The sequence below is a fragment of the Bartonella sp. EBT8 genome (genome assembly GCF_055796165.1).
In genome coordinates this window covers 1-24,123 of the sequence record NZ_JBTTDJ010000017.1, presented here as the reverse complement: position 1 = coordinate 24,123, position 24,123 = coordinate 1, and the positions used below count along the sequence as shown (strand labels likewise).

Here is a 24,123-nt window from a genome sequence, read left to right as displayed (position 1 = left end):
GTTTGTATTTTTTAGACATCATAAGATTCCTCACAATCTCTCTTGTGTTAAAATTTTCATGAAAAATGTTAAAGGGAGGGAGCGCCCCCGCCGCGCTCTAAATGTTTAAAAAGGCTTTATTACGGAGTAAGATGATTTTTATTTCATTATTGGAAAGCAATTCGATATAAGAACCTTGTTTCAATATCATCACGCGTCTTTTCGAGAATGATAACAATGCCGTGAAGATTTTCATATTCACAAACATGTAAATGATTTACAACACGGGCGTGATCATAAATACGAGCATTGCCATAGACATAACCAGCGATAATAGAGTTATTATAGACCCTAGCATTTTGAGACACATGACCTGATTTTAAAACCAGAGCATTTCCATAAACCCAGCAATTACCATCATGAGAGAGGTTATCTTCCTTTTCGATATACCCCCCTAGATCGCCTTTTTTGACATCACCAAAATCTCTTAAAGCTCTAATACGGTATAAAAAGTGATCATCTATTAATTCACAATCATCAATAAATTCATATTTTTTTACAGGCTCTTGTTTTACAAGCGTTGCATTGTCATTTGTATTGGAAGCGATAACAGGGGTATTATTTTCTGTAGATTTCATTTTTAAATCTTTCTATTCAATAAAAGTTTTTGATTAGCAGCCCATAAGGGCATCGGGTGCTCAAAAACACGGCGAATAGTCCGTTGCTTACACTTTCCCTTAGAAAGGTATTGTATGGTGTAAGCACACCCGACAGAATCTTCATATACTAATAAAAGCATAAAAGACAGTCAGTATTTTAAAAGCATGGGAAAAGCTGTTTCGTAACCTATCTGCTTATCATTAAGTGTTTTTGATCACTTGATTATTTATATAACAAAATACGTATTTATTGTTAACTATATTTTATTCTTTTTTGTATTTTTTATAATTATTTTTTATACCATTGTGTATAAATATGTGTCTTCTTATTAATATTTTCTGTTTTATTTCCTATATTTGATTCTATATTACGCAATTGCGTTATTTTTCTTTTTTAAACATCATAATAATTAAAAACGCTCTTATGATGCTTATTTTTAACTTTATAACGCATCATTATTTTTATGAGATAACTTGTGAATATTTTTGTGAATTTTTTATAAGAGGTTTGTAATTTAAACAGCTAATAATAGAGACCGCATCTTTAAAGCCAACGCTTTTGATTCAAATCTCTTTTTGATTCATTCTCTATAGCCATTGCATCATGTTCATAAAACAAAATGATAAATATGATCATGCGGGTTTGATTTGTTATATAAACATTTCGAATTCTTATATTCTTATCAAAATACCTTTTAATGGGCTTTTGTCTCTTGTCAGTAATTATCAGTTGATTTACCCCCTCGTTTTAAAAAACATCTTTTAGTAAAAAATAAAAAGCATTATATTTCAATATGTTAGTGTGTTTTAAAAAATAAACCATGCTAATAAGATGATTTATATAGACAATGCATGATATCAATTGATTAAAACCTGTCAGTATCTGTCTATAAATTGAACTGACACCATTTATGATTTTAGTGCATGTTTAAATCATGTTTTATAAGAGGGCATATAATCCTTTAAAGCCTTTCAAAAGACAGCTCGTGATTATGAGATATGCTATCAAGGCTTTTATAGCTATTAATTTTATAGGTTTTGAGGGTTTTGGGTGTAATTTATTTTTACAAAAATAAGTCATTAAAAACGTAAAGAATAGAGAGATACATCATTCTCTTTAAAGAGAGCTTTTGAAAGATATGAAAGCCATCATTTGAGATTGCGATATAATCTTTTAAAGGCAATGTAAAAAAATCTCATTCTATTTAAGATGGGAATTCTTAAAAGCCTTAATGCAATCCATATGAGAGTGTCTAAAAGTGCAAGGCTTCTCTTTTTAGAATATCGCATGATAAACCACTCCTTTTAAGATTATAGGTAAGCAACCTAACAAGAGAGGTATAGATCATGATTATAAGGTTCTATACCCCTTGTAAGATTGGCATGCTCATATGATAGGCATGATTCATAAATCTATTCAGTTTCTCTTAATTCTAGATTTGGAAGGTTTTTAACAATCTTCATTGTTTCTAAACTTACCGTAATAACCCTTTGGAACAATTCCAATGGATAAGCAGGGTTTCCAACGGTCTCAATAGCATAGCGATTGGCATCATTAACAATACCACTCTTTTTATCAGTCTTTACACATTGACGACCCATAACCCATTCAAGAGCGGGTTTACCATTTACGATATACTCATAAGCTTTAAGAGGAATATCTGTTATTGTGATATTACTATTGTAAATAACAGTAGATTTATCCTTTTCCTTACCTACTTTTGCAAATTTCATTTCTGTAACATAATAAAATTTCTCAGGATTAGGGATATCTGTAAGTTTTGGATTGCCTTTTTTAAAGGTCACTGTATAAGGTTCTACCGTCTCATAATTAACGTGTAAATTGCCTAATTCACGACCCGCATTAACGAATACCCAGAAATCTTCAGCACTCTTTACGCAAGGGATGCAAGGGAGCTCTTTAGAGAGATTATCAGCATAGCGAGCACGGTAATCTTCTGAATGCAAGAGACCGTATACGTAATAGAATATATCATCTTTGGTAATTTTTTCATTAAGATAAGCCGCTTTAAAATGTGCTAATCCTTCATCAGTGATGGCATCACGACGTTGTAAATCAGAAGTTTTGCTTTCTTCTGTAGAATTTGTAAATAAATAAGACTGTTTTTCGTGTTTATCTTTTGAAGCCACAACATCTTTGTAAACATAAAGTGGAAAGCATTGGCTACCACCATCTATCATATTCACATCAAGCACATGTTTACTCATCAAAACCGAAAAAACACATCTTGCACCTATGCCTGTAACTTGTATCACTTTATTTTCAACGGCTTTTCCTATCGGGAATACACGCAGCATTTGGTAAACACCATCATTAAGATCCTGATTGTAATAAAGCCATTGTTGTGTAAAGGGACGGTAAAGACTTTGTGTAAGGCAATCTTCTTTAAAGTTGAAAACCTTTCCTTTTGCCAGATCTTTTTTGAGATTATGACTCCAACTGATTTTTTGTGCATCCGAACTAACAAAATCATTTACAGCGTTTTTACGTATTTTCTGATCAGTATGTGGATGGGCATCATTAAAACGTTCTACTTCACTATTATAGAAAGCAATCATATTACGCATATTTTTTGCTAAAACTTTATGACTTGAGTTATATACCCAAGCATCACGGCTGGTCATAATACCACGAGAATAAGTCTCAAAAAGTTTCTTACCATGACCTTTCTTAATACCCATAGCTAAAAATGTTTCAAAACTGTCATCACGTTGATTTATCCAATCACCATGCTTGTCTGGTGTAATGATTTGCCAACTTGATTTATCCGCAAAATACCATCAACACTACTAAGGTACTCAAGAGCGGTAAGTTTTTCTTTTGTCGTAAGATTATTGCCAATATCATGATAGTAAATTTTACAATCTCCAGAAACATTGGGATTTTTGATAAATAATGTTACGGCAATACCTGTCATACTACCATTACCAAAAATATTCTCTCCTTCTTGAGCTCGACCACCGCTTAACATATTCTTACGAAGATCCCCCCGTAAATTAAGCACATAAATACTGGTAAATTCTTTGGCTAAAGATTTGCGTAAACCGTCCATTGTTGGTTTTTCTATATAACCAGAACCAGAAAAAAACCAATGATACCAGCACTCTCAATACGGTCACTAGCCCAGCGAATTGCTCGTATATAACTATCACAAGGTTACAACGTATTGATTTATAACGATAATTTACTGTTTTGCATATTGAATTAGACGTCCGAATATTGTAGGATTCTCTCATACCAAATCTGCTTATGTTCAATCAATCATAATCACTTATTTGCACGTCATAAGCGGGGTTATCGTGTGGATAGAAAACAGTTTAGAAAGGAACAAAAATGCCTCTTATGAATCGTCTTAATGCAAGAGCTGTCACAACATTGGGGGCTGGTAAATATAATGATGGTGCTGGCTTGTTACTTCATAAGGGTAAAGATGGGGGTGCTCAATGGATTTACCGATATACCATTCACGGACACCGTCGTGAAATGGGCTTGGGTGCTTTAAGAAATGTTTCTTAAAAAAAAGCCCGTGAATTAGCAACTGGGTGGCGTTCTGTTTTACGTGAGGGGCGTGACCCCATTAAAGAACGTGACAAACAAAAACGTGAAGCAATGCGTAATCTCCATTATTTAAAAGATATCGCTCTCGATGCTTTTGAAAGCCGTAAAGCTGAATTAAAAAATGACGGTAAAGATGGGAACTGGTTTTTACATTTACGTCTTCATATTCTCCCTAAATTAGGCTGTCTCCCCGTTTCAGAGATTACCCAAACCGATATACGCAATACACTCGCTCCTATCTGGCATACAAAAGCTGGAACTGCTCGAACAGCATTGATGCATCTTAATCTTTGTTTCAAACATGCTGCTGCATTGGGATTAGATGTTGATTTACAAGCAACAGAAAAAGCACGCGCCCTCTTAGGCAAACAACGCCATAAAGCGCAAAATAGACCAGCAATGGATTGGAAAGAGATACCGGCTTTTTATAAAACATTTTGCGAAACAACAACCATAAAATGTTTGGCTTTGCGTCTACTTATTCTTACAGGTGTCCGTACATATCCTTTGCATCATATTTGTAAAGATCAGATTGAAGATGATATATGGACCATCCCTGCTGAGAATATGAAAGGAAAGCGTAATGCTACAACAGAGTTTCGCGTGCCTTTATCAACAGAAGCTCTAAAAGTTATTGAACAAGCTTGTTGTCTCTCCAAAAGTGACTTTATTTTTCATTGACTGGTCGCTATCCTCTTTCACCTGCGATAATGGCATCATATATGAGACAAAATAAACTTGAAGCCTGCCCGCATGGTTTTCGGTCGAGTTTACGTGATTAGCTAGCAGAAACAACCGATGCTCCTTTTGAGGTAGCAGAAACCATTCTAGGTCATACGGTCGGAGGTAAAATAGAACGTGCTTACCGTCGTACGGACTATTTAGAGCAGCGCCGTGTTTATATGGATAAATGGGCTGCCTATGTCACGGGGAAATCTTAAAAGATGGGGGCTTGAACCCCATTTTATCCCATTATCTGTGAATAACTTTCTCTCTTCGTTCTCTCATTTTTGCTCAATAAGATTCATAAATTATTAAATGAGAAAATACATCATAAAGTGCTGTTTTTTTTATGATTAAACTTTCTTTCCAATCTGAGAAAAATATGGTTAATAAATGCGTATGATTTATTAATATTTTTTTTAATTGAAAGGATGAGTTATGACTGAAAATGATGTTCTTCTTACAGACCGTGAAAGTGCACAATTATTGCATATAAGCGTTTCAACCTTCCGTCGCCATGTCACCAATGGATCTTTACCAAAGCCCTTAAAATTTGGTTCTTTATCGCGTTGGTTAAAATCGGATCTGATGGATGTGATTGAAAAAGCAAAAACGCAACGTCTCAGTGATGTGGCGTAAAAAACTTGTCACGTAAGGACGGACAAGAATTGCTCAAATGTTGAAATAATTCTAATGTTAAGTAACCACTACTAAATCATGGAGAATTCATGAGTAATATCCCTACTTATCCTGTTACCCCAAACTTACAGTTGGTATACGTATCAAACGTAGAGTATTCTACTGCTTTTTACAAATTCATCTTTAAGAAAGAGCCTGTTTTCGTCTCGCCACGCTATGTTGCATTTTCTTCTTCAGGTGACGCACTCTTTGCTATCTGGTCTGGGGGCGATGCGCCTGAGGCAAATATGCCTCGTTTTTCAGAAATCGGCATTATGTTGCCTCATGGGGAGGACGTAGATAAGCTATATGCAGAATGGCAAGAGCAAACCACCGTTGAAATAAATGTCTTGAAGGAACCGTATACTGATATATTTGGACGTACCTTTCTAATCAAAGATCCCGATGGCCATATTATTCGTGTTTGTCCACTGGATTAAAAAGCCTTAGATCAGATCTTTTATCGCCTAAACTCTATTTGTCTGTTTTCAAAACCTATAAAGCTATGCACGCTAGAGGCTTACTTACAACGCGTAGCTTATCCGTTTAGTACTGTATTAAAATTCTCTACGCCTTTAACGATCAGTATTGAGCCGCACAAAATGCTGTTTTCGCTGTAGGGCGTTATAATAAAAAAAGCGTTTATAGATTGAGCAATATCATAAAGATCTAATAAAAAGCTGCTTATTCTTGACGAAAATGGAGCTGGTAACATAACTTTTCTGGAACTTCTTGCGAAGTTTATTATGTCTTATGCAGGCACACTTTATAAAGCCCCACAAATTTACTGTAAATTACTTGCGCAAGATATAAGCTTTTCAAATCTTCAAGCAACACCGCGCTTTCTATATGAGCAGAATACCAATGACAGCGTGCCCTTTCTTACTGAACTCTTGGCTTTTATTATTACCCAGCCGTCGCATATGTCGCTTTTAGATAAGCAAATTAATCACTTTTCATTAAAATTGGTTGAGAAACTAGAAGATGCTTTCCAGCTTAGCACGGGGGCGATTATTATTGCTTTGTATGATCGTTGGTTGCGGCGTCAATGGCAAGGCAAAAGCTTAAAATTATCTTATAGAGATTTTTAGAAACAACTTTCACTGAGTAAACCCTTTCACATTTCTCAATAACACAAAATAATCATAAACGTTCATTACTAAAAAGGTTAAATTAAATGCATAATACTATAAGTATATTTTAAATGGCGTTGTACATATTTTGCATGTGCTTCATACAAGGAAAAAATTTCCTTAACCAATTGTATTTTGATCTATTTGGTATACATAATGCGGCTTTAGTAAAAAATGCTTGCTATAGCTATATTGAAGCAATATCATTTGCTACAATACTGCACTCTTCAATAAGTAATGATAAATCACTATTTTCTCTAATATTGCGAATATGATTGCACAAATCACTTCGCACACTCCTTAGTTTCTTACTTGTAAAAGTGATGATGAGACCCTTGTTAAACGGCGTCTTATTGTCCATGATGTGACCGTCGAAAAGCTTGGAGAATTACTAAAAGAAAACTCGCGTGGATTATTAATGGTCCGTGATGAACTTTCTGGTTTCTTAGCCAATATGGACAGAAAGCAATATCAGACAGACCGTTCTTTTTATCTGACTGCTTTTAATGGAAATTCTTCCTTTACCTATGACCATATTGAGTGTGGAACAATTTATATTCCCAATGCAACACTTTCTATGATTGGGGGCATTCAACCTTCACGAATTATTCCCATCGTTTAGGCGCATGGAAGAAAAAATCATAGAGCTTTACGCTTTAGATCAAGAAACAGCTGCCTCCTTAAGGAGAGAAGCAGATACTTGTCGTGGTAGTTTGTCATCAAATCGTCTTATCCGTTATGTTGTGAAACTATTGGCATGTTTATGAGACTTTTAAAGTTTTTTTCACAACAGAATTTAGAATCCCTTTAAAGAAATATTAGAAGTGATTAGAGAAGAGAAAAGCAAAAATGCTGCTGTTGTGGAAGAATGTTAGAGAATCCTATCCCCTAACCTTTATTCATGCATCCCACATCTTTAAAAGATATATGAAGAATCAATAAGTTATTTATGGTTAAATATCGAGTGGCGGAGAGGAAGAGATTCGAACTCTCGAGAGCCTTTTGAGCCCTACTCCCTTAGCAGGGGAGCGCCTTCGACCACTCGGCCACCTCTCCAAGGAAGTGCATAAATGGTATCAGCAGAAAGTTCAAGACATTTTCGATTTTTTTTCAAAAATATCTAAGAGTTTTCTTTTTTATTAACTCAAGAAGACAAAAGTTAACAAAACAAAAATTGTGCCTTTTTTACCACATCACCTTGAATAGTACATGAATATCTTCCAAAAAGGTGTTTTCATATTTGTATATTTTAAAAAGATCAGTATAGCTAAGATACAAGTATCGTATATTTTTTGCCTTTAATGAGTTGAGCAAATAATATTCCCTAATGAAGATTAAACTACCTTTCACTGGAGATCCATTATGAATATAAAATCCCTCTTTTTAAGTTCTACAGCAGCTTTTTTAGCGATTTCTGGAGCGCAAGCCGCTCCAAAAGCGATTGCAGAACCAGAACCTGTAGAATATGTTCGTGTGTGCGATGCATATGGTAAAGGATATTTCTATATTCCTGGAACAGAGACCTGCATGCGTTTGTCAGGAAATGTTCGCGCTGATTTTATAGGCGGTGATAATATAGATGCGATAACTGACTCTCAATTATCAGAAAAAAAGAAAACCTATGGTGCATCGTCCCGGCTAACTCTTGTTTTCCAAGCCGCATCTGAAACAGAGTTAGGAACACTTCGTTCCTATGCACGCATTTTCTCGGACTGGAACAATGGCAAGGACAAAGCTGGTGCAAAACTCGCAGCCGCTTATATTGAACTTGGTGGTTTTCGCGTAGGTCTTGATGATACAATTTTTAACAGTTGGACTGGTGGTTACGGAAATGTTTTCAACGATGACAGTATAGCACCAGCAGGTGTTACACGCACCAATTTCATTTCTTACACCTTTAGTGGAGACACTGGATTTTCTGCTATTATCGGAGCTGAACTGGGTAATGCTGATGGTCCTGCCCCTATTGAAAATACATACTATTACATAGATAACGATGATAAAATTGCTGGCGTTGCTAGTGATAATCTCCCAAGTAAAAGAATAAAAAAATATACCCCTAATATAGTTTTGGGTGTGAAATTTATGCAAAAATGGGGTGGTTTTTCAACAGTTGCAGCATACGATGCTTATTATAAAAAGTGGGCTGCTAAAGTGCGCATGGATTTCAATGTCAACGATCGTTTAAATCTATGGGTAATGGGTGGTTATAAAAACAATGTTGATTACTACACAGTAGATGAAAATGTGCTGTCACGACAAAATACAACGATCTATGCAAACTGGGGTGGTAAATGGGCTGCTTGGGCTGGTGCAACTTACAAGCTCACTCCAAAAGCAAATTTAAACGCTCAAGTTTCCTATAGTGCTGTAAAAACCTTTGCAACTTCTGTAAATATTGCCTACACGCTGGTTCCAGGCTTCGTAATTACACCTGAATTGACTTATGTTTCTTGGAATGATGATCGCACGCATAATGGTATAAACGGTGCAACATATACACATGCTCTAAAAGGAAAAAGTGCTTTGCAAGGCATGATCCGCTTCCAGCGCTCATTCTAATTCTCTTGAATTACACTTTAAAAAACTGGTGACATATGTTACCAGTTTTTATTTTTTTAAGCTATGTGTAATCATCATAACACTCTTTTATGTTATTTTTCCCACTCTCTCTAACAAAAAGCTTTTTACTATTATAAATATATCTCAAGCTGATGTGTCAGCAAAAGAGCAATCAGTGCTTCCATAAATCTTGAACATACAATTCAAATAATATAAGCTTGAATTATCAACGAATTTATTATCAATAACTGTATCAATATATCCTCGAGAAAAAACAAAAATGCGCTGAATATAGTTTCAAATTGTTAGACAATGAATCCTAAAAATATTCTTAGCAAAACTAAAATAACTATCAGAATTTTTTATACCATAAGCGTTTTTCAGTATGTCAAAAACAAACATTCAAGAATAGAAGTGATGCATGTTTAAAAAAGCTCTAAACAGATGGCACTTATAGTTTTCGTGATACACAATCTTTATCTGCTTTCTTCTTTCAACCACTATCGGATTTTTTGTACAGCATGAATGCAAAACTATAATTTGTTCTTTTTACTTCCGATAATCATGAGAGTAAATTAATTGTTATCTCTCTCTTTTTTACGTAATTTTTTGAGCAACTATGTTCTTTTGTAGGTACATAACATCTTCATCTTACAGTCTTTTTAATGAAAGAACAGCATATGCGATAAAAAGGAAATTTTAAAGCTTACCTCTGCAAACTACAGATTTTTTCTCCCTTTCTTCATCCATTCCTTTGCGTGATAAGTATCTCCCTTATATCATAATATTTTTTTTCTTTCACTTAACCTTCATCAGATGAAGATCTGAGAGTACTTTTAATAAAAGAGAATCTATATTGCAGTAACTACACATATTTAACACTAAGATGAACTGAACAAATCCGATGGGAAATACTTATCTACCAAAGCGTAGATAATCGCTGCTGTTTCAACATCTAGAATCCCATCATAATTTTCTTGACGAAAATGAAGCTGAAATGCTCGGATCAAATCCGAGTATCCAATTTCGGTACATGCAACCGAAATATCATATCCATAGCATTTCAACTTAGCCAAAACATCAGCTTTTGATGGAAGACTCTTACAGAACTGCTCCTGATAGTAATGCTTTAGTTCATCATCGTACCATGCTCCTATACCTGCTCTATAAAGTTCTTGCCATGGAAAAGCAGGACCTGGATCACTCTTTCTGCCGATAGCAATATCACTGTGTCCAACAACATCAGTTGGCATGATATCTGGATATCGTTGCAGAATATTCAAGGCGAGTTCCTTAACTGCATCAATTTGCCTCGGATTATAAGGAGGAAATATAAAGTCTTCATTATTATAAGTAACTAAATTAACTGTCTCAAACTGTGCAGTCGTATCACTCATATTACCACCCTCAGTCCACGAACCAATGCCAGCGTGCAATTCATATTCATCTTTATAATTTGGATTTAAAACATGCACATCTTTTAAAGTCGGCTCAATATACGGATGCTCTGAAGAATCAGAATCACCAGTTGCTAAATTAACGATTTCAATACCAATAGATGTATCATTTAAATTACTGCGTCCAGCCCATGAGCTGATACCCGCATGCCATGCACGTTCATTTTCATCAACCAGATTAAAGATACGCATATCCTTAAATCCTGCCTCAAGATATGTCCGCTCTGATGGATCAGGAACAAGGTAATGAACACTAACATCTGCTCCTGTAAGAGCCATAATCGAATCTTTAAAATTCAATGAAGTATAATGCATCACAAGAAAACGAACACGACGATTAAAGCTCTTAATAGAACGATAACTGTTGTAATCAATCTGATACATAGAGACCTTCCTTTTTCAGTTCAAAAGTACCATCGTGCCTTATAATAGAGCGTATAAAAAATGAATATTGAGAGACTTTGAAGATTTTTATAAGACATTCTAGAATCCAAATACCAAAAATCATGCTTACAATTGATACATCAAATGAAGCGTTGATTGAACAATTAAGATGCATTTTCAAATGCCTCTGCATACAATCAATGAAGCAATTGTAAAAACATTCACAAACCATTAACTTAGATGTTTTCTATCAAGAAACAAATAATAGTATAACAAAATGGCTCATCAAATATTTCCTCACATTCTTGCATAAAACAGTTTTGCCTCTTTATGCTTTTTGTATAACATACGATTATAGATCACCACATATGATCCATAATGCCTAGCCATAAAGTGATAATAGACAATTCTCAGAAGATTACTGTTGTGTCATGGTAATTTGACAACCAAATTAAAAAGGCATATTCGTGACGAATTTCTCACCAATACATTTTATCAACAGAATTTAAGAAACCTTTCTGTAGCTTGCCAAAAATTAAGATTTTATATTGTTTTATGATAGAGAGTTTCTTCCTATCGTTTCTCTTAACAACATATCTCTCATTCTCCAATCAGAATGGACCGAGAATTTTTTCTTAAACTGAATAAAACAATTTCTACAATAATTTTGATCTTATCATGCGATAAAAATCATCTTATAATACATTATATTTTGAGTTTAAACTGTATAAATATTTGTTGCAAATGAGGTAGTAATATAGAATTCTAATCTCAGCGATAATCCAAACGAAATTTGAGCAGCGATATCCACATTTTTCTATGAGTTCGTTTAGAAAAAAAATATTTTCATATTTTCCAATTATTTAATACTACTTAGCCCTTATCCGAGAGCAAAACACTGATAGCAAATACAAACGATCTAAAGCATAAAAACAACACTGCCTTTAACCCAAACTATATCAACAATTGGAGAAGTCTTTCTATATCTCTACAAAGTTTCAATTTTTAATTTTCTTACTTGCAAATATCTTTTTAAAACTGACCAAGCTGCATATTCTTGTAAGACCACACCTAACAGCGGTCGCGTATAAGGAAAAGTAATATGATCATCACCATAACCGTTAATTCGTACAGTCATTGTCGCATGCCCAAGGCTTTCTTTTTGGTTTTCTAATACTTCTAAAGAGGGCGATAAACTAACCTCAGCTTCTAACTGTGAAATATTTTTCTCCGTTTTTTCTGTTGGCTGAAAATATTTTAAAAGCATCGGATCACTTACTGACCAGTGAACTTCTGCATACTTCGCTAATTGTTGGCAAGCAGTAGTAATTTCTGCACCAACCAAGTATGGACGAAAATGACCTTCAAATTCTTCGATTAAATGCTGTGCCAAAGACGCAGGTGATTGACCAACCAATTGTACCAGAACATAAGGACTTTTCCATAAAAAATGCCGCTCAAACGGTTCATGAGCAAAATGACTATCAACCCAATACGCAATGGTACTTTCATCAATTCCAATCAAAGTCCACGCATATTGAACGCGCGATACAACAGAATACTTCTGTTCATCATGTTCTAAATAATGTTCTAACAGCGAAAGAGCCTGAGTAGGAGGACCAGGCAAGACCACAAGAGAACTCCCACTACAAGAGAGGTAAAAACCAGGTGCTGTCCCAGTCGGGTTATCAAGAACTTTTGCCGTCTCAGGAAATAATGCCTGACGGGCATTATTGGCATCCGACCCAATCCCTAACCGTTGCAATTGACCTTTTATCGTTTGCCAAACCGCTTCATCATAGACTAAGGGCTTTTCCACAGCTTGTGCAATCGCATCACGGGTTTTGTCATCAGATGTTGGTCCTAATCCACCACTGATAATGATGAGATCTTCTTGTCCAAGACAAGCAATCACTGTCTCACTAATTTGCTGTAATTGATCGGCGCAAACAAAATGGCGTGTAACTTGAATGTTTCTTTTGTTCAGGCTTTGACTCAAATCTTGCAAATTTGTATTCAAATACTGTCCTGAAAGAAGTTCATCACCAACCGTAATAATCGCTGCTCGACAAATAGGGATAGGGTCTACAAGAGAATTAACAACAGTTTCAGCCATTTGACGTGTCGTGGCTAAACCTCCTAAGTCATAAGTCACCGTTTTTCCAGCGCGAATAACCTGATCAACACTCTCAGACAATTGTTGCGCCGCCTCTTTAAAACCTAAATGATCCAAGAGTAAAGCTGTGGTATAAAGCATCGCAGAAGGATTGGCTTTATTCTGTCCAGCAATGCGCGGTGCACTACCATGAACAGGTTCAAAATAAGCAATCTTGCTTCCCACATTTGCACTAGGCGCCAATCCCAATCCACCCATTACTCCAGCACCAAGATCAGAGAGAATATCACCAAACATATTTTCAGCAACAATCACACCAAACTGTTCTGGTTTTGTTACAATCCATAAAGCAACCGCATCAACATTGTGAATATCTGCTTCAATTTCGGAATAATTTTGCGCAACTTTCTCAAAAATTTCTTGAGCAAATTGACCACTTTCTCGCATGACATTTGGTTTATCTGCAAAAGTAACCCGTTTGAAACCATGTTCGCGTGCATAAGAAAAAGCATATTCAAAGATCTGCTCTAAACCAAAGCGCGTTTGCAACCGTACTGTCCATGTAGCATCTTCAAGGCTATATTTTTCTAAATTGGGATGTTTTAGCCATGTTGCTGTTTCAGGAGATATCCCACGAAAATCAAGCCCCGCATAGAGACCCTCGCTATTCTCTCTGATAACACAAAAATGAAAAGGTTTTCTTGGACCGACAATGTATCTTATAGGTCGTATATTCGCAAACAAACCCAATTTTTGGCGAAGTTGAATGACAGGCGAAACATAAGTAAGTTCCCTCTCTCTTAAATGTGGCGCAAGCTCCTTTAAAGAAGCTTTTTTCCCTTTACTCGTCACAGCACCAAGTAAAACAGCATCGCTTTCAGCAATTTTTTTCCAAGTCGCTTGAGGAACAGGATCCCCTTCTTGTTTCCAACATTCCCAACCAATATCTCCATAGGTTAATTCAATTGGCAACTTCAATTGCTCTAAAACCATCAGTGCAGTATCACAAACTTCTGATCCTATTCCATCACCAGGTAATACAAGAACTTTCTTTTTCATAATCTGTCAATCCATTCATCAAGAATTGCATTTGTCACCGCAGAATTATCATCCCATAAACGCGTACCAGCATCAGGGATGATCTTATATTCATGATTTATAGAATGACTTCTCGTTTGATTATCTACAGTTGCAAGTTGCGACTTTTCGCCTACCAAAGCTAAAAACTTTCCAGTGTACTTGATAATCTCATCCCTCGCATCCATTCCCAACAAGAGCTTAAATCCTTTTGACATCCGTTCAATAGCCATGCTTTTTTGCGTATCAGGAATCTCCAATACAGCTTTTTTCTTTGTCACTCCACGAGGATGCATAAAAGTATTCAATGCTTCGAGAGCTCCTGACAAATCTTTGTTTTTCAAGAAATTAAGAACATATCCAATTCGCTGTTGCAAAAGTATATCTGGATAGCCTGGTGCATTCACAGCGAGCACAGCTTGAACATTTGGAAGTCGCGCAGCCAATATCTGTACTAACATTCCAGCCATAGAAAAACCGACAAGAATTGAAGGCTCTTTAAAATGTTTTTCAAGTTTTTCTGTAATAAAAGGTAAAATACCTATAGCATGGTTATTACAAAAAATAGAGTCGCTGGGAAAAAGGGACAATGTATCGAGTAAAGTAATTTGGAATCCTTTTGCCAAACATAGCTTTGTAAATGAAGAACAAAAAACGCCTTGATCCCAAATTGGCATCACAGGAGAAAGAATGACAATATGAAGGCTCATTTTTATTTATTTCCCGGACCATTTTATTTTAAAATATCGATTGTAGAAGAAACTTCCCCACTGAAGATAACTATTAAAACGTAGACATGCCGGAACTCTCTCACGCATAAGTTCCCCTCCCCGTAAAGCTGTCAAGAATAACCAATTGTACCAAATTCAAATTAAGCTACGACAAATTTTAAGTATGCACAATGCAATTAGCTTAATGAGAATCCATTCTCAGCTACAGCAATCTCCACTCAAGTAAAATAACAGCAAAATGTTTACACATGACGCTCTCTTTTTCTTATCTCTCTCAATCCATTTCCGAATCCATAAAATCATGCGCTTTGCAAATATAAATCACGAAACCCAACAGACAACACACTGCCAATGAAACTGCCATAGTCCGTGGATTGTGCCCCGATATCTTTCCAATAACCGCGGCACTTAGCGCAGCACTTCCTAATTGTAAAGCCCCCATCATACCGGAAGCTGTTCCAGCAGCTTGCGGATGCGAAGAAATAGCCAATGCTGTCCCTAACGGCAATAAAAAACCATTCCCAAAAGTAAGAACAGCAATAGCCATAAAACTGGTCACAAGCGGCCATGGACTTACATACATTTGCAGAACAAATAACCCTGCCCCTACAACAAAAATAATATATCCGCGCCATATAGTTCTTTCCATAGACTCTCGTTTGAAAAACCATCGCGCCATAAGATTTCCTAAAATATAGGGTAAGGAGACGTCAATATAGCTATAACCAATATATATTGCTGGTAAACCTAAAGTTGTGAGTAAAAAAGGCGATTCCACAATATAAGCGAAATATGCTGCGTAAGAAAAACATGGAATAAGTGCATAAAAAATAAATTGTTTATTTCTAAGAACTCCTAAACACCCTTTTATAAATCCAACAGCAGAAAAACGTTGACGTTTTTGAGGCGGTAAGGTTTCCGTGAGCACAAAATAACAGAGCAAAATGGTCAAGCATATAAAAAGGCTTAAAAAGATAAAGGTAGCTTGCCAATTAAAAACTTGTAATAAGAGCCCTCCCACTAAAGGAGCAAGCGCTGGTGACATGCCAATAAAGGGAAAAACAATTAAGTAAAGTTTTCCAGCCGCTTTTTTATCCAATAAATCATTAATAATAGCACGACTTAAAACAATCCCTGCACAAGCTCCAAGTCCTTGTAAGAAACGTAACACAAGAAAAGCGTAAATATTAACCGTATAAACTACACTAAGCGTGGTAAATAACCATAAAAACAACCCAAATAGAAGTGTTTTTTTACGTCCAAAATTATCACTAAGTGGCCCATAAATGAGCTGTCCAATAGCCAATGCAAAAAGAAAAATTGCCACAGCACTCTGAATCCGAGATTCAGTCACATGATAATATTGACGCATTTCTCCAAGTGCCGGAAGAAAAATGTCTGTAGAAATCAGACCTCCCGTTGATAAGCATACGATAAGTATAAGAAATGGTAATGTATATTTATGATGCATGAGGGGGAAACACAATTTGTAATTAAAAATAATTAATTAATATAATACTATTTTTTATTTATTAATATATTTTATTTATATTGAGAATATTTATTCCCTCATAAAACATACCTTCTCAATCAACCGGCACGAAACTAAAGTCCCTTAAAAAATGTTTTTTCTCATCCCAGAATGATAATCAGCATTTGTTTTTGGTGTTTTCTGTCCTTTTTAGTGCATATCTACTCACTTTTGGAACATTATCGGTCAAGAGGCATTTTATCTTCAGCATCATTCAAGGAGATAAAAATATGGAAACTCGTATTCCTGAAGACACACCCTTCGATAGCCATTTTCTAGGAGAAACATCTCTAGAAACAGATTATCCTTTTTTTCAAACATCTATTTCATGGTCAGCTATCTTTGCTGGACTGGTCACAGCCCTTGCCACCTCTATCTGCTTATCTTTTCTTGTTGCGGCATTAGGTTTCAGCCAAATAGACTTCACCTCTTCAACACCTTTTGAAGGCTCTTTCCTCTCTTTCGGGACTGGTTCTCTTATCGTCATGTTGATCAGCCTTGCCTTAGGAGGCTTTGTTGCTGGGCGTTTTGCAGAATCATCAGGCGCACTTCATGGCTTTTTAACTTGGGCTCTGTTAATCCTTCTTATGACCATTCAAACCATCCACGTGGTTTCAAGTACAGCAAGATTAAGCACTAAAGCCGTTGTAGAAAACAGTTCAGCAATCCCACAAACCGGAAACAATCTCAAAACAAATCTTGTCCCCTATCTTTCAAAATTAAACAACGAAAGTTTTGAAACCGTTTTGCGTGAGATAAAAGACAATGGCATTGATTTTGATAAATTGCGCGATAAATTATACACCCTTTTCAATAAAAGTGACATTCCCGCCCTCAATCCGGATCGCTTAAAGCAATCTTATCAAGCCGCTCTTAAAGATATTGGATCAGCAATAACTGCTTTCAAAAATGATCCTTCTCACTACCGAGTCACTCTGAAAGATCTTAGTGATCGTCTTTCTGATCGTATAGAAGCCATTACAGAAAAGATCAATGAAAACGATATCATCAACGCCTTGATGAATAATGGGATGACACATGCGAATGCACAAACAACCGCGAACCGTGCACTTCATCTTTATCAAACAGCAGAGGAAAAAACCGAACAAGCCATTAAAACTCTTGAAGCACAAGCTCATACACTTTCTCAAAAATTAGACACAACCATGAAGGACGCACGTCATACTGCAAATAAAGCAGCTAAAACAGCCTCCCACATGGGATGGTGGGGTTTTTTAGGAGGCTTAATTGGTGCCATACTTTCCAGTGTTTGTGGATATTATGGTTATCGAAGCCGTAAAGATTCTTTTGTACTTTGAAAAACTTTTAATGCAAAGTACATGAAAATAATAAGAAGCTGTACAGTATGGACAGCTTCTTATTACAAACTTGCTCTTGATTACTTTATTTTGGTGCCCGTTCTTGTTTTAAAATAATCTTTATCACATGCTTTGCTGTCCTGCGCTTATTCTCATCTTAAAGGAGATCTTAGTAAGAATTTCCTGTTTTACTAAATCAATGGACATTCTTATATGCATCCTTTGGTATAAGGGATACCCTATTCACTGTATAAGCATTTATAAACAGCACCAATATAAAACGTCCAGTTACTCTCACTTTTAAAAAGTGAAAACAAGAGATGAAGAGAGATATTACTTTTGTCAAATCCCTTATAGTTAACTTATACAAAAAACCGAGCGATGCGTTCAATTAACATGCTATTTGACAAAAAATTAAACCACTGTTAGTTTCAGAAATTTTCATAGCTTATTCTGATTATCATTTTTTATAAGCTATTAAGGGGGAAAATATGGATATCTCACTTCATAAAATAGAAAATATCTCTGAACTGGCTACCGATGATTTTGCATCACCTTGGAGAAACACTAAATACGCTCAACGTATCGATTCTCAAGTTTGCGAAGAAAACCATGATATGAACGCGTTACATGAAGTTCAATAATGTATTATTGGGTAGCAACCTGCATGCATTCAATATATTCAGTGTAAGAAAGCTTAGCATATTTCATCGTCATGTTTAAATTGTTTTCTGAAGGCTTTTCTCAAGAAGTTTGGGCTAAGCAAGCATCTGAATTGTCAATTACAAACATCCCTTTTCATGAAGGGGATGTTTTGTGTGCTTTAAAGCAATACGCAAAAAATCCGAATAAACTTTCAGCGCTTAACTCTCAATCTGAAGCGGTAACGGTTATTAATGGAGTGCGCACCCCACACCCTCTTTCAAACTTTCTTGTTTTGGACACAGATCAAACTATAGATGAATATATAACCCGCGTTGATCACTGTGCTGAAGGAAAAGAATGGGGAGTCATGTATTATGGGTTATACGCAGCCACCCCAATTATGTGGGATGTGGCAAAAAGATTTGCAGATCAGTTAGCACACTCTTTGGGCTTTCGACTAGGCGAACGAGTAGATATTGATTGTTTTATCGGTCGATATTCTTCTACGCATGTTGGAGTCCATGTGGATTATGCCCATCATTTCGGCTTTACACTACGAGATAAGAAAACAATGTTCACATGGTCCAGTACACGAGATGACCTCCAAGGGCTAAGATATCCAGAATATGAGGCACACAAATCAACAGCAATCGCACTACAAAATCGTACCGATCGTGTTGCATACTTCCCTCATGATGCCTTCCATGTTGCCGAAACTGGAAAAAATATTGCTGTAAATGTCAATATCGCCTTTTGGGAAACAGCAAATGATGTGCAGAAGCATAGAGAGTATATTTCTCATTTACTCCATCTTGATGAGCGGACACGGCATGATATTCGAACATCGGGTAGAGCAAGTTTAAACCCTGAAAATAGTTTTCAGCTATCCGCTCTAAGCTCCGAAATTGCAAATAGTTCCCTAAAACGCCGTATGCTTATTACCCAATTAATTTGTGATACAAGTTCGCGTTTATGCGTCAGTCGCCCTGTTGTTGATATATCTGAAATTGAGAGTGAAATTATGCTTCGCCCCTCTGCTACTCTCCAATGGGTTTTCTTACCTGAAACAAAAGAACTGCTTATTGCCACAAATGGGCATTGTGCCAGTTTTAAATATAGTGCTCACCTAGAAAGCTTTCTGTATCAACTTTCAGCGGGAAAAAAAATCGACTTAGCAAAACTAAATGATAAATCATACACACCTGCTATGCGGGAAGAAGTCTTAAAAACCGTAAAAGCTTTAGCATCTTGGGGAACACTTTGATAAAGAAAAAATCCATTATTCTTGCCCAAATTTGCTTTTTTCTTGTTTTAGCTCTAAGTAGCTTTTCCGATGAAACAGCCCAAGTTACATTTGCTCTCCACTTAGCAAAAAGCACAACTTCTCTTTCAATGCTCTTGCTCGCCGGACTTATCGGTGCAATTTGCGCTGGACCAGTTGCACCACGGCTCTTGCATCTGCTCAGCCCCCCCCTATACAGTGCCTGCTGTTTTATTGTTTCAAGCACTATTTATAGCCACTGCTGCAATCATAAACCAATTTTGGGCATACATCGCCATTTCTTTTGCTCTAGGATGTGCTGGTTCACTCTTTTGGTCTGCAATCCTCGTTGCTGTCCCTGAATTAGCAAAGAATGATCACCAGTTAGACTTCATCAATCGTATCATCCAAACTGTTCGCAACCTTGGTTATATTGGTGGCCCACTGTTAGGGGGTATGTTGTATGGTGTATCAAACGGACAAAGAGGGTTGTTTGCGCTTTCAATCATCGTTCTCTGTGCAACCATTATCACTACATTCTGTGTAAAAATATTAAAAATGCATCAAGAAAAGATCAACACATCCGAGCAAACTAAAAAAGGGTTAGACGTAAGGGGGTTATTGCGTAAAAAAAATGTTCTCTATGCTCTTACGCCACTCATTATTACCATCATACTCACCTCTGCTCTCAATGTTTTATCCATTGTCCGCATTCGTACCAATCTTGATTTAAGTGCACAAACATATGGAATGATCGCAAGCATGATAAGCCTAGGATTAGTAGTTGGTCCACTCTGTTTCTCCAACCTTTTTCAACGCTTTGGCAATGCCGCTGGAGCATCTTTGGCTGCGACAACCATTGGTTTTGGAGTTTTCTGTTTTTCCTTAACAGATTTTGTCTGGTTAATGATGGTTTCATTTTTCATCCTTGGAGCAGCCAATGGCGTACAAAATGCCCTTATGGCAAGCTTCATGATGAAAACTATTCAAAAAGAACATAGAAACAATCAAATGCCTGCCTATGTCTTCATCATACAAACATCCGTATGTATTGGTTTTATGGGAGCTGGTTTTGTGAGCGTGCATAATACCCAAAACACTCTCCTTGCAATCGGCATAGCAACAATGACCGTAGGCGTTTTAGGTTTTGTATTAAATAGTACTGTACAAAAAAAGGAAGCTAACTATGGTTAGCAGAAATATGCGCTTTTTCTCTAAAGCAAACCATGCAACAAGCTTAAAGTTTCTACAAATACTCGAAAAATTGTTTCTTTTGAAATGATGCAGCCCCTTATGAACCAATCTCTTTAGTCCCTACTCTAAATAATATGAACGAACAAATCTTTCAACAACGTGCAACCTCGAAAGAGTTAAATAAGTCGATTTAACATTATGCAACAAGACCCGATAGGCTTAAATTTTTATAATGGAACAGGCGGATATGCATGGCAACTTGCAGACTATATGCAACATGATTGTAATGAGCACGTCCACTCCCTTGAATTGCAAAAACCTACACCGCCCACAGCTATAAATTCTTTAGCTGTTTATCCATGTGAATTAAATTCCTTGGCACGTATTCAATGGGCAAAAGATGTGCAGATAAAAAAAGATAAACCTGCCTTAATTGGAAAACGTCAAATTCAATCCATCACTGCTGTTTCTACGAAAGGAGCTGCATTCGGTGGATTTGACTTCTTGACCTCTGAAGCACTTCATAAAGGCTGCTTTGTGCAATCATTGAAAGAAATACAATTCAATGGTTCTCTTTTATCCGCCGGGAGACTTTTGATATCACTGGTGCGGCATGGGATCATCGAGACAGATCAAAAAGCATTTTCAAAGGATAAAGCAACAGCACTTTTACGAGAACCAACATGCTTCATCACTCACTCCCCCATCGGCTACCTTGCCATCAACCAGCTTAATGGGCGCACAATCCGGCTTAATGAAAAAACAAAACATCTCTTAAAGAGCGCTTCAGCACCGATACCTATTCAACACCCTGTAAACGATTCAATAAAACTTTTTGTTAAAGCAGGAATGTTACGATTGGTAACATTAGAAAGATAAAAAGATGCACCTGATAAGACCTGGCATGGGAACAGAAAAGAGTGCTGAACTCATTTATACACTTATTCAAATGCTAAGACCACGCAAAGTCATTGAAATCGGTGCAGGCGATAGCACATGCTTTATTGCTCAAGCTCTTCAAAAAGCTAAATTATCATGGCAACAAGATAAAAAGCTTCTCGAATCTTCTCATTGGGAGGAACGCACAGCTTTGCTTGACCCCTCAGGAGTTCCTGAAAATTATGAACCACAACTTATCACAATTGATGATTTTACGGCAGAAGGTCAATCAGCGGAAGAAGCATGGCAAAAACTCCTCAATGCCAATATTGAAAAAGATACTGTAACATTTATCAATGAGAATTTTTTCTCCCTCGATGAACAGACAATCAAATCTTGGGGACCGATAGATTTTGCTTGGATCGATGCTGGAACTCCAGCAGATGACGTACGATTTATTATAACCCTTTGGGAACATATCGCTCCTGGTGGTTATCTTTGTCTCCATGAACCAACAATGACGACAGCAGTTGCTCTTGATGACAAACAACGCGTTCGGCGTGTAAGAACCCCTATCTGGGAAGAAATCCTCTATCGGCTTGATAATTCCTATGAAGCTTTAACATTCCCCGAAAACCATAAATATCGCCAAAGCGGTCTCGGTATCGTCCGTAAACGCACCAATGCCGAACAAGTTGTACGCTCACAATCGTTACAATCAGAATTAAGAGAGATCAATGAGCTTCCCATTCGAAGCGATATTTTGCCTATGGGAAAAGAAACACTTCACAAACGTAACATTCGCAATTCTTTAATTTCTGCAATGACCTCACCCACTTTACGCGTTGTTTATGCAGCAATTATACTTGGTGCTAAAAATCTTTCCGATATTCTTAAACATGTCAATTCAGATGCCAAAAGCATTCATAAATCCATTAATCGTCTTTTGAATCTTGGTCTTATTCAAAATACAAAAGAGGGATTTCAAGCGGTAGATACATTTTGGCAAACACTAGAAGAGAAAAATCTACGAAATATGGAAAATTTAAGTGATCGCTCCCTAGAAAAAGAAAATATGCTTACAAAAATTAGTGAAGCATTTCAAATGGGAAAAATCTATAGCGAAACTGAAGTCTCAAAAATATGCAGCCTCTTTACTGTAGATTTTGCACGTTTAAGACGCACCTTGGTTGAAAGAGAATTTTTAAAACGGTACGTAAACAAATATCAGCGCATGCGCTAAAAAAGAGAAAAGATAGTGAGCCTTTTAGAAAGATTTTAAAAAGCTAATAGTTTGGAATGAAAGCTGATGATAAACATTTTTTATAGCATAAAAATAAAAAATTTTTGCAGCTTTTTTCACCAAATAATCCGGATGAAGATTTCTATTTTTATGAACCCAATCATATAAAATAAGCATCTTAGCGTTATTGAATGCGATACACTTCATCATGCGGAAATTATAACCTATTACCAAAATTAAAAAAACTGTGACGGCATTCTTAATCTTACAGATACTTGGAAAACAATTGTCAATAAAATCTCCACAATTTTAAGATCTAAAATCCCAAATGCTTATGCGATAAATATCTGTAGAGACAAAAGACTTATCTAATAAATAATCCTTTCTGAAAAAAGGCCGATAAAAGGGCAAGTAACTGTTATTAAACATAATGCTTTCCAAGTATCACATGACCTCTTTTACCCTATCATTATGAAATATCTAAAGGAAAAAAGCTCAAGAAATGTATGGTCTGCAAATAATATAACAGGAGAAATAAGCCCCCATTATGAAACCGAAGAGATGCGATGGGGAATTGAACATGAAGAGGATGCCTTGCAAGAATATGGCTTCATTTATAATGCCAATATCATAAAATGCGGCTTTGTCCATCACCCTACAATAGAAATGGCTGGGGCTAGCCCTGATGGGCTTATTGGAGAAGAGGGGTTAATCGAAGTCAAATGTCCAAGATCCATATGCGTTTTTGTATCGATGACCAAATCAAACCGGAATATCACGCACAAATGCAATTCCAAATGGCGTGTACAGGACGAAAATGGTGTGATTTTGTAAGCTATGATCCACGCTTTCGCATGCATCAATCATCTCACTTACGTATGAAAGTCAAACGTGTGCACCGTGATGAAGAACAGATTAACAGTATTAACCAAGCTGTCGAAGCCTTTTTAGCACAGATAGAGCAAGAGATAC

15 protein-coding genes, 1 tRNA gene and 5 pseudogenes are annotated in these 24,123 nt (G+C 36.4%); 14 read left to right on the top strand and 7 right to left on the bottom strand.

From position 1 onward, the window contains the following. Nucleotides 1–146: 146 nt before the first annotated feature. Together AC0QT4_RS08010 and AC0QT4_RS08005 are read right to left on the bottom strand one after the other, a co-directional pair. Nucleotides 147–617, bottom strand: coding sequence for a hypothetical protein (locus tag AC0QT4_RS08010; protein ID WP_473201178.1), 471 nt, complete (start codon nt 615–617; stop codon nt 147–149). A 1,434-nt stretch (nt 618–2,051) separates the two neighbouring features. Next, nucleotides 2,052–3,810 (bottom strand): annotated as a pseudogene (locus AC0QT4_RS08005) (type ISP restriction/modification enzyme); the annotation flags it as partial. A 183-nt stretch (nt 3,811–3,993) separates the two neighbouring features. Between AC0QT4_RS08005 and AC0QT4_RS08000 the strand changes: the two are divergent. From AC0QT4_RS08000 to AC0QT4_RS07975, 6 genes and pseudogenes are all read left to right on the top strand, one after another. Continuing rightward, nucleotides 3,994–5,159, top strand: a pseudogene (locus tag AC0QT4_RS08000) (tyrosine-type recombinase/integrase). A 220-nt stretch (nt 5,160–5,379) separates the two neighbouring features. Next, nucleotides 5,380–5,580 carry a helix-turn-helix transcriptional regulator gene (locus tag AC0QT4_RS07995; protein ID WP_473201177.1) on the top strand — a complete coding sequence of 67 codons (201 nt, stop codon included), beginning with the start codon at nt 5,380–5,382 and terminating at the stop codon, nt 5,578–5,580. A gap of 89 nt (nt 5,581–5,669) precedes the next feature. Further along, complete coding sequence (locus AC0QT4_RS07990) at nt 5,670–6,059, top strand: VOC family protein (protein WP_473201176.1); 390 nt, start codon at nt 5,670–5,672, stop codon at nt 6,057–6,059. Nucleotides 6,060–6,365: 306 nt separating this feature from the next. Then, the gene (locus AC0QT4_RS07985; RefSeq protein WP_473201175.1) at nt 6,366–6,710 is read left to right on the top strand and encodes a P-loop NTPase family protein; all 345 of its coding nucleotides are present in this window, start codon (nt 6,366–6,368) and stop codon (nt 6,708–6,710) included. A gap of 376 nt (nt 6,711–7,086) precedes the next feature. After that, a pseudogene (locus AC0QT4_RS07980) lies at nt 7,087–7,371 on the top strand (DUF3987 domain-containing protein); the annotation flags it as partial. A 7-nt stretch (nt 7,372–7,378) separates the two neighbouring features. Further along, nucleotides 7,379–7,519, top strand: a complete 141-nt coding sequence (locus AC0QT4_RS07975; protein WP_473201174.1) for a hypothetical protein — start codon at nt 7,379–7,381, stop codon at nt 7,517–7,519. Nucleotides 7,520–7,717: 198 nt separating this feature from the next. On the opposite strand, the gene AC0QT4_RS07970 is transcribed toward AC0QT4_RS07975, so the two are convergent. Beyond that, nucleotides 7,718–7,808 (bottom strand) — tRNA-Ser (locus AC0QT4_RS07970). A gap of 306 nt (nt 7,809–8,114) precedes the next feature. Between AC0QT4_RS07970 and AC0QT4_RS07965 the strand changes: the two genes are divergently transcribed. Beyond that, nucleotides 8,115–9,314 carry a porin gene (locus AC0QT4_RS07965; RefSeq protein WP_473201173.1) on the top strand — a complete coding sequence of 400 codons (1,200 nt, stop codon included), beginning with the start codon at nt 8,115–8,117 and terminating at the stop codon, nt 9,312–9,314. Nucleotides 9,315–10,195: 881 nt separating this feature from the next. Here AC0QT4_RS07965 and AC0QT4_RS07960 read toward each other — a convergent pair. The 4 genes from AC0QT4_RS07960 to AC0QT4_RS07945 form a co-directional block, all read right to left on the bottom strand. Then, a complete protein-coding gene (locus AC0QT4_RS07960; RefSeq protein WP_473201172.1) occupies nt 10,196–11,155 on the bottom strand; it encodes an N-acetylmuramoyl-L-alanine amidase in 960 nt (319 codons plus the stop codon). A gap of 988 nt (nt 11,156–12,143) precedes the next feature. Next, complete coding sequence (locus AC0QT4_RS07955; protein WP_473201171.1) at nt 12,144–14,330, bottom strand: isocitrate/isopropylmalate family dehydrogenase; 2,187 nt, start codon at nt 14,328–14,330, stop codon at nt 12,144–12,146. Continuing rightward, nucleotides 14,327–15,058: an alpha/beta fold hydrolase gene (locus AC0QT4_RS07950; protein ID WP_473201170.1), complete on the bottom strand. Its 732-nt coding sequence runs from the start codon at nt 15,056–15,058 to the stop codon at nt 14,327–14,329. Before AC0QT4_RS07950 ends, AC0QT4_RS07955 begins: the two co-directional genes overlap by 4 nt. A 295-nt stretch (nt 15,059–15,353) precedes the next feature. Next, nucleotides 15,354–16,550 carry a multidrug effflux MFS transporter gene (locus tag AC0QT4_RS07945; RefSeq protein ID WP_473201169.1) on the bottom strand — a complete coding sequence of 399 codons (1,197 nt, stop codon included), beginning with the start codon at nt 16,548–16,550 and terminating at the stop codon, nt 15,354–15,356. Nucleotides 16,551–16,840: 290 nt separating this feature from the next. Between AC0QT4_RS07945 and AC0QT4_RS07940 the strand changes: the two genes are divergently transcribed. The 7 genes and pseudogenes from AC0QT4_RS07940 to AC0QT4_RS07910 form a co-directional block, all read left to right on the top strand. Next, nucleotides 16,841–17,929 carry a DUF3792 domain-containing protein gene (locus AC0QT4_RS07940; RefSeq protein WP_473201168.1) on the top strand — a complete coding sequence of 363 codons (1,089 nt, stop codon included), beginning with the start codon at nt 16,841–16,843 and terminating at the stop codon, nt 17,927–17,929. 491 nt (nt 17,930–18,420) lie between these two features. Next, nucleotides 18,421–18,573 (top strand): hypothetical protein, encoded by a 153-nt coding sequence (locus AC0QT4_RS07935; protein WP_473201167.1) that lies wholly within the window; start codon nt 18,421–18,423, stop codon nt 18,571–18,573. 71 nt (nt 18,574–18,644) lie between these two features. Further along, complete coding sequence (locus tag AC0QT4_RS07930; protein WP_473201166.1) at nt 18,645–19,838, top strand: hypothetical protein; 1,194 nt, start codon at nt 18,645–18,647, stop codon at nt 19,836–19,838. Continuing rightward, nucleotides 19,835–21,029, top strand: a pseudogene (locus AC0QT4_RS07925) (MFS transporter). Before AC0QT4_RS07930 ends, AC0QT4_RS07925 begins: the two are co-directional and overlap by 4 nt. Nucleotides 21,030–21,227: 198 nt before the next feature. Continuing rightward, the gene (locus AC0QT4_RS07920) at nt 21,228–21,908 is read left to right on the top strand and encodes a hypothetical protein (RefSeq protein WP_473201165.1); all 681 of its coding nucleotides are present in this window, start codon (nt 21,228–21,230) and stop codon (nt 21,906–21,908) included. Nucleotides 21,909–21,933: 25 nt separating this feature from the next. After that, complete coding sequence (locus tag AC0QT4_RS07915) at nt 21,934–23,151, top strand: class I SAM-dependent methyltransferase (protein ID WP_473201164.1); 1,218 nt, start codon at nt 21,934–21,936, stop codon at nt 23,149–23,151. A gap of 522 nt (nt 23,152–23,673) precedes the next feature. Next, nucleotides 23,674–24,123 (top strand): annotated as a pseudogene (locus AC0QT4_RS07910) (lambda exonuclease family protein); the annotation flags it as partial.

Coding starts and splice junctions, on each gene's coding strand:
- AC0QT4_RS08010 (WP_473201178.1), bottom strand. CDS start 617: ATGAAATCTACAGAAAATAATACCCCTGTTATCGCTTCCAATACAAAT.
- AC0QT4_RS07995 (WP_473201177.1), top strand. CDS start 5,380: ATGACTGAAAATGATGTTCTTCTTACAGACCGTGAAAGTGCACAATTA.
- AC0QT4_RS07990 (WP_473201176.1), top strand. CDS start 5,670: ATGAGTAATATCCCTACTTATCCTGTTACCCCAAACTTACAGTTGGTA.
- AC0QT4_RS07985 (WP_473201175.1), top strand. CDS start 6,366: ATGTCTTATGCAGGCACACTTTATAAAGCCCCACAAATTTACTGTAAA.
- AC0QT4_RS07975 (WP_473201174.1), top strand. CDS start 7,379: ATGGAAGAAAAAATCATAGAGCTTTACGCTTTAGATCAAGAAACAGCT.
- AC0QT4_RS07965 (WP_473201173.1), top strand. CDS start 8,115: ATGAATATAAAATCCCTCTTTTTAAGTTCTACAGCAGCTTTTTTAGCG.
- AC0QT4_RS07960 (WP_473201172.1), bottom strand. CDS start 11,155: ATGTATCAGATTGATTACAACAGTTATCGTTCTATTAAGAGCTTTAAT.
- AC0QT4_RS07955 (WP_473201171.1), bottom strand. CDS start 14,330: ATGAAAAAGAAAGTTCTTGTATTACCTGGTGATGGAATAGGATCAGAA.
- AC0QT4_RS07950 (WP_473201170.1), bottom strand. CDS start 15,058: ATGAGCCTTCATATTGTCATTCTTTCTCCTGTGATGCCAATTTGGGAT.
- AC0QT4_RS07945 (WP_473201169.1), bottom strand. CDS start 16,550: ATGCATCATAAATATACATTACCATTTCTTATACTTATCGTATGCTTA.
- AC0QT4_RS07940 (WP_473201168.1), top strand. CDS start 16,841: ATGGAAACTCGTATTCCTGAAGACACACCCTTCGATAGCCATTTTCTA.
- AC0QT4_RS07935 (WP_473201167.1), top strand. CDS start 18,421: ATGGATATCTCACTTCATAAAATAGAAAATATCTCTGAACTGGCTACC.
- AC0QT4_RS07930 (WP_473201166.1), top strand. CDS start 18,645: ATGTTTAAATTGTTTTCTGAAGGCTTTTCTCAAGAAGTTTGGGCTAAG.
- AC0QT4_RS07920 (WP_473201165.1), top strand. CDS start 21,228: ATGCAACAAGACCCGATAGGCTTAAATTTTTATAATGGAACAGGCGGA.
- AC0QT4_RS07915 (WP_473201164.1), top strand. CDS start 21,934: ATGGGAACAGAAAAGAGTGCTGAACTCATTTATACACTTATTCAAATG.